Below are 5500 nucleotides of genomic sequence, written 5' to 3'. Positions count from 1 at the left end.
GCCCGACGACATCCCCGCGGTCGGCGGCGCCATGGACCTGGCCATCGGCGCCAAGGACGTCTACGTGATGATGACCCTCTTCACCCGCTCCGGGGAGCCCAAGCTCGTACCGCGGTGCAGCTACCCGCTCACCGGTGTCGGCTGCGTCAGCCGCGTCTACACCGACCACGGCGTCTTCGACGTCGGCCCCGCGGGAGTACGGATCCGTGAGACGTACGGCGTCAGCGCCGGCGAACTCGCCGAGCGGCTCGGCATCACGCTGCCCTAGGGTCTTCGCGTCGCCCCGAGGCCGTACGGTGACAAGCGCTGCCTTCCGGCTGCGATCTCGACGTCGGTGGTTCCGGCTGACTGGCGGTACGGCGGTACGGCGGTACGGCGGTACGGCGGTGCGGCGGCCGGCGCAGGCCACCGCACCACCGGTCGGGTTTCAGGGACGGACCGCCGCCACCAGCAGGCAGCCGAACTCGTCCACGCCCACCATGTCGGACGGCCGGAACAGGTCGGGCAGGTTGGTCTGGCCCAGTGCCTCCGGACGGTCGTCCGCCGCGGTGGGCCGGGCCAGTTCGCGGAAGGTCCGCTGCATGGTGTGCTCGGTGATGTCGAGCAGCCCGCGCAGCCGCAGACCCGCCCGGTGGAGCATGGCCACATAGTCGTCGGCGTCGGCGAGCGTCACCATGAAGTTCCGGCAGAACTTGCCGATGGACGGGTGCAGTGTCTCCTTCCTGGGCGCCCGCTCGAACACATCCGTGAGAACCAGCCGACCGCCCGGCCGCAGCACCCGCGCCACCTCGCCGAGCACCTGCTCCCGGTCCGGCATGTGGATGATCGACTCCAGGGCCATCACGGCGTCGAACGAGCCCTCCTCGAAGGGCAGTTTCATCGCGTCGGCGTGCCGGAACTCCGCCCGGTCGGCGAGTCCGGCCTCCGCGGCCAGCCGGTTGGCGGTCTTCACCTGCTCCTGGCTGATGCTGATCCCGGTGAGCCGGGCACCGGTCCGCCGCACCACCCGGAGCCCCGGCCCGCCCACCCCGCACCCCAGATCCAGGACCTGGTGCGAGTCGTCCACCAGAAGCCGCTCGATCAGCACGTCGGTGAGCCGGTCGACAGCCTCCTCCAAAGTGGCCTCGGAGTCCGGGGTGTCCCAGAAGCCGATGTGGATGTTCGGGTTGAAGGTGCCGTCGTTCAGGGCGGTGACGGTGAGCCGGTCGTACAGCTTGCCGACGGCCTCCGGCACGGGAAGCGTCTGGACGGAGTCGGACATGGGTCCTGCCTTTCCGAGGGGACAACGGGATACGGGTCAGCCGACGGCGGCCGGGCGGGCCGCGAACTCCCGCAGCGGGTTGAGGGCGTCCGGGCCGATCCGGTCACGGAGCGCGGGCGCGGTGACGCCCAGGCCCGGCCGGGGCGCGAGGCAGAGCACACCGACCTTGCCGATGTGCTGGTTGAGCTGCACCAGCCGGGTCGCCTCGCCGACCTCGGCGAGCGGGAACAGCGAGGACAGCGCCGGCACGATCCCGCCGAGCGTGAACAGGCGGGCGCACTCCACCTGTTCCTGGAGGTTGGCGACATGACTGCCCAGGACGCGCTTGAGGCGCATCCACAGATAGCGGTTGTCGAACTGGTGGACATAGCCGGTACTGGAACCGCAGGTGACGACCGTTCCCCCGCGCTTGACCACGAACACCGAGATGCCGAACGTGGACCGGCCCACGTGCTCGAAGACGATGTCGGGATCCGCGCCCACCGCGTCCCGGACGATCCGCCCGATCCGCTTGCCCGCCTTCAGCGTCGCCTCGGGGTCGTCACCCGCGTCGTCGCCGACGCCGATCTCCTGCCGGTTCACGACCACCTCGCACCCCAGCTTCCGGGCCGCCGCCGCCTTCTCCTCCGAGCCGACCACGCCCACCGCGATCCCGCCACCGTTCTTCACGAGCTGGGCCGCGTACGCGCCGAGGCCGCCGGAGGCGCCCCAGATCAGCACGACGTCGCCCTGCTTCATCCGGGCGCCGCGGTCGCTGACCAGCATGCGGTACGCCGTCCCCGCGCAGGCCGGCACCGTGGCGGCCTCCTCCCAGGTCAGGTGCGGGGGCTTGGGGATGAGCTGGCTGGCGCGGGCCACCGCGAAGTGCGCGAGCCCGCCGAAGTTCGTCTCGTACCCCCAGGCCAGCTGGTGTTCACCGAGCATGCCGTCCGCCTGGTTGGCCGGCTCCTGGTCGTCCACCCGGGCCGCGTTCACCAGCACGTGGTCCCCGAGGCGCCAGCGCCGCACACCGGAACCCGTCCGGACCACGACACCGGCCGCGTCCGAGCCCAGCACATGGAAGTCCTGGTCGTGCCGGGCCGCCCAGCCGCCCTCACGGCCGTAGGCGCGCAGGAAGCGGAAGGTGGAGAGGGGTTCGAACTTCGCCGACCAGACGGTGTTGTAGTTGATCGAACTGGCCATCACGGCGACCAGCACCTCGTCCGGGGCGAGTTCGGGCATCGGGACCTCGCCGACGTGCAGGGTACGGCGCACGTCCTTGTCCTCGGCGTCACCGAAGACACCCTCGTCCTCGACGCGCAGGTGGGCGGCGGTGAAGTGCGAGGGGAGGGGGGCGCGCCGCAGGTCGTCGGGGGAGGCCCCGGACAGCACGGCGTCGGTCAACGACATGCGGGTCACCTCTGTTCCGGAATCGTGGGAGTGGGCGGCGCGTACCAGTGGTGCGTCCCGGTGAACGCGTAGGTCGGAAGCGGGACGCGGCGCGCCTCGGGCCCGCCGAACGCCGCTTCCCGGTCGAGCGGCACCCCACGGACGAAGGCGGCGCCCAGTTGCAGGGCGAAGGAGGCCGGCTGCGTGTCGGACACGGCGGCGAGCGGGATCAGGCCCGGCGCGGCCGAGGGCTCGGACGGCGGGCCCTGCGCACCGTCGATGAGTCCGGCGAGGGCTCCCCCGAGGGTGTGGTCGCCGCGCAGGTGGGCGGCGGCCCAGCGCCCGGCCCGCCCCTCGCCGCGCACTGCGGCGGGACTGACCCCGCAGGCCTGCCACAGCCAGGCATAGGCCACGATCAGGGTGAAAGCGGCCACCAGTCCGTCCCGCTCGGACGCCGGCGGTTCCAGCAGCTTCGCCAACGGCCGCCCGTCCGTGTACGGGGCCACGGCCTCGTCGAGATCGGCGACCGCGTCCCGGAACGCAGGCCACTCCCAGGGCAGTTGCCCGTAGGACGGCAGCACCGAAGCCGGCGGACCGGCACAGACCAGCACGGTCCTGCCGGTGGCGGCCGTCCCCGACCGCACCCATGGCGACGGCACACCGTCGGCCACCGCCCGCAGACCGGCCAGATACTGTCCCCGGTCACCGCCGACGACCGCCGTCCGATGCGGGAAGGCGCTGCGGGTGACGGCCAGGGAGTGCGCGATGTCCGCGTCGGCCCACTGCGCCGGGGGCGCCTCGAGATGGCGCAGCAGTTTGCGGGCCTGCCCGCGCAGGGCGGCCGGGGTGCGCGCGGACAGCAGCCAGGGCAGCGGCCGGATGTCCCGGGCCGCCCCGGACGGCGGCCAGGCCGGGCGGTCCGCCCGCTCCAGGATGACGTGCCCGTTGGTGCCGCCCGCGCCCAGTGCCGTCACGGCCGCCCGCTCCGGACGTCCCGTCACGGGCCACGGCACGGCCGCGGGCACCGGCCGCAGCACCCCGCCGCAGCGCGCCACGGTCTCCAGCGGCGGCTCACTGTTCAGGGTGGCGGGCACGGTGCCGTGCCCGAGGGCGAGCACCGCCTTCATGACACCGGCCATCCCGGCCGCCGACTGGGTATGACCCAGGTTGGACTTCACCGACCCGAACAGCAAGGGACGCTCCGGCGACCGTGCGCGGCCGTAGACGGCCAGCATCGCCTCCGCCTCCATGACATCCCCCAGCGGGGTGCCGGTACCGTGTGCCTCCACGTAGTCGACGTCCGAGCCGGACAGTCCGGCATCGGCCAACGCCGTCGCCATCACCCTGCGCTGCCCCGGTCCGTTGGGTACGGCCAGCCCGTTGCTGGTGCCGTTCTGGCCCACCGCGGTACCGCGCACCACCGCCAGCACCGGATGCCCCGACCGCTCGGCGTCGGACAGCCGCTCCAACAACAACACCCCTGCGCCCTCGGCCCAGTTGCCCCCGTCCGCCCGCGCCGAGAACGGCTTCGTACGGCCGTCCCGCGCCAGCGCGCCCAGCCTGCTGTGTTCCAGAAACACGTCGGGTACGGCCATCACGGTGACGCCCGCGGCCAGCGCGAGCGAGCACTCGCCCGACAGCAGCGAACGCCGGGCCAGGTGCAGCGCGGACAACGAGGAGGAGCAGGCCGTGTCGACGGTGAGCGCCGGACCGTGCAGCCCGAGCGCGTAGGCGATCCGGCCGGACGCGGCACTGGGCAGGGTGCCGACGGCCAGATGATCCGTGCCCTCCTCCGGCCTGTCCCGCCCCCCACCGGTTCCCGCGTACCCCTGCGGGGTCAGCCCCACGAACACCCCGGTCGGCGACCCTGCCAGCGTCGTCGGATCGATCCCGGCGCTCTCGACGGCCTCCCACGCCGTCTCCAGGAGCAGCCGCTGCTGCGGATCGGTACCGGCGGCTTCCTGCGGGGTGTAACCGAAGAACTCCGCGTCGAAGGTCCCGGCCTCGGTGAGGAACCCGCCTTCGCGCACGCTGCACCGGCCGGACACCCCGGGCTCCGGGTCGTACAGGCCGACCGGATCCCAGCCACGGTCGGCCGGGAACTCGGACAGACAGTCCCGCTCCGCCAGCAGTGCACGCCACAGCGCCTCCGGGGTGTCGATGCCCCCGGGCCAGCGACAGCCCATACCGATCACCACGACCGGGTCCAGCCCCCGGGCCCGCTCCGCCGCCGCGAGCCGGTCGCCGAGTTCGGCCACCTTGCGACGCTCCTCCTGGAGCGCGGTGGTCGCCTTGCGCAGGTACTCCCGCAGCCGGTCCTCGTCGGTCATCGCATCTCCTGGGAGCCGTCGGCGTCGATCAACGCGAACAACTCGTCGTCGGAAGCATGGGTCAACTCAGCTCGGTCGGCGACCAGTTCCGCCAGATGAGCGGCGAGCAGCAAGGGCGTCGGATGGTCGAAAGCCACACTCACCGGCAGTTCCAGTCCGGTCGCCGCGACCAGCCGCCTGCGCAGATCGACCGCCGTCAACGACTCGAACCCGAGTTCCTGGAAGGTCCGCTCCGAGACGACGGGCGCCGGCGAATCGTGCCCGAGGGCCACGGCGGCGTGCACCCTGACCAGGCTCAGCAACTCGTCGAGCAGGTCGTCCCCGGACAGGGCGGAGAACCGGTCACGGGCCGGCGGCGGAGCGTCGTCGGCCGGCCGGGCGGCGGGCGCGGGTGCGGGCGCGACCGACGTGCTCGACTCCAGCCAGTAGTGGTGATGTTGGAAGGGGTAGGTGGGGAGGGGGGTGTGGTGGGTGGTGGGTTGGGTGGTCCAGGTGGGGGTGGTTCCGGTGGTGTGGGCGTGGGCGAGGGTGGTGGTGAGGT

Annotated in this window: 5 protein-coding genes; 1 reads left to right on the top strand and 4 read right to left on the bottom strand. The window is 72.7% G+C overall.

What is annotated here, in order from left to right:
* Positions 1–268, top strand: a 268-nt coding sequence (locus AB0958_RS44375; protein ID WP_366896170.1) for a CoA-transferase, incomplete at its 5' end; no start/stop codon positions are given.
* Positions 269–427: 159 nt separating this feature from the next.
* On the opposite strand, the gene AB0958_RS44370 is transcribed toward AB0958_RS44375, so the two are convergent.
* The 4 genes from AB0958_RS44370 to AB0958_RS44355 form a co-directional block, all read right to left on the bottom strand.
* Positions 428–1261 (bottom strand): methyltransferase domain-containing protein, encoded by an 834-nt coding sequence (locus tag AB0958_RS44370; RefSeq protein ID WP_366896169.1) that lies wholly within the window; start codon positions 1259–1261, stop codon positions 428–430.
* A gap of 36 nt (positions 1262–1297) precedes the next feature.
* On the bottom strand, positions 1298–2650 hold the full coding sequence (gene ccrA, locus AB0958_RS44365; RefSeq protein WP_366896168.1) for a crotonyl-CoA carboxylase/reductase: 1353 nt from the start codon (positions 2648–2650) through the stop codon (positions 1298–1300).
* A gap of 5 nt (positions 2651–2655) precedes the next feature.
* Entirely contained in the window at positions 2656–4959 is a 2304-nt protein-coding gene (locus AB0958_RS44360; protein ID WP_366896167.1) for a type I polyketide synthase, read from the bottom strand.
* A partial coding sequence (locus AB0958_RS44355) for an acyl carrier protein (protein WP_366896166.1) occupies positions 4956–5500 on the bottom strand: 545 nt, incomplete at its 5' end. The genes AB0958_RS44355 and AB0958_RS44360, both read right to left, overlap by 4 nt.

The organism is Streptomyces sp. NPDC006655, from assembly GCF_040703965.1.
GTDB lineage: Bacteria > Actinomycetota > Actinomycetes > Streptomycetales > Streptomycetaceae > Streptomyces.
Note: the sequence above shows the minus strand (reverse complement) of the source record. Positions and strands in the feature narration are given on the sequence as shown.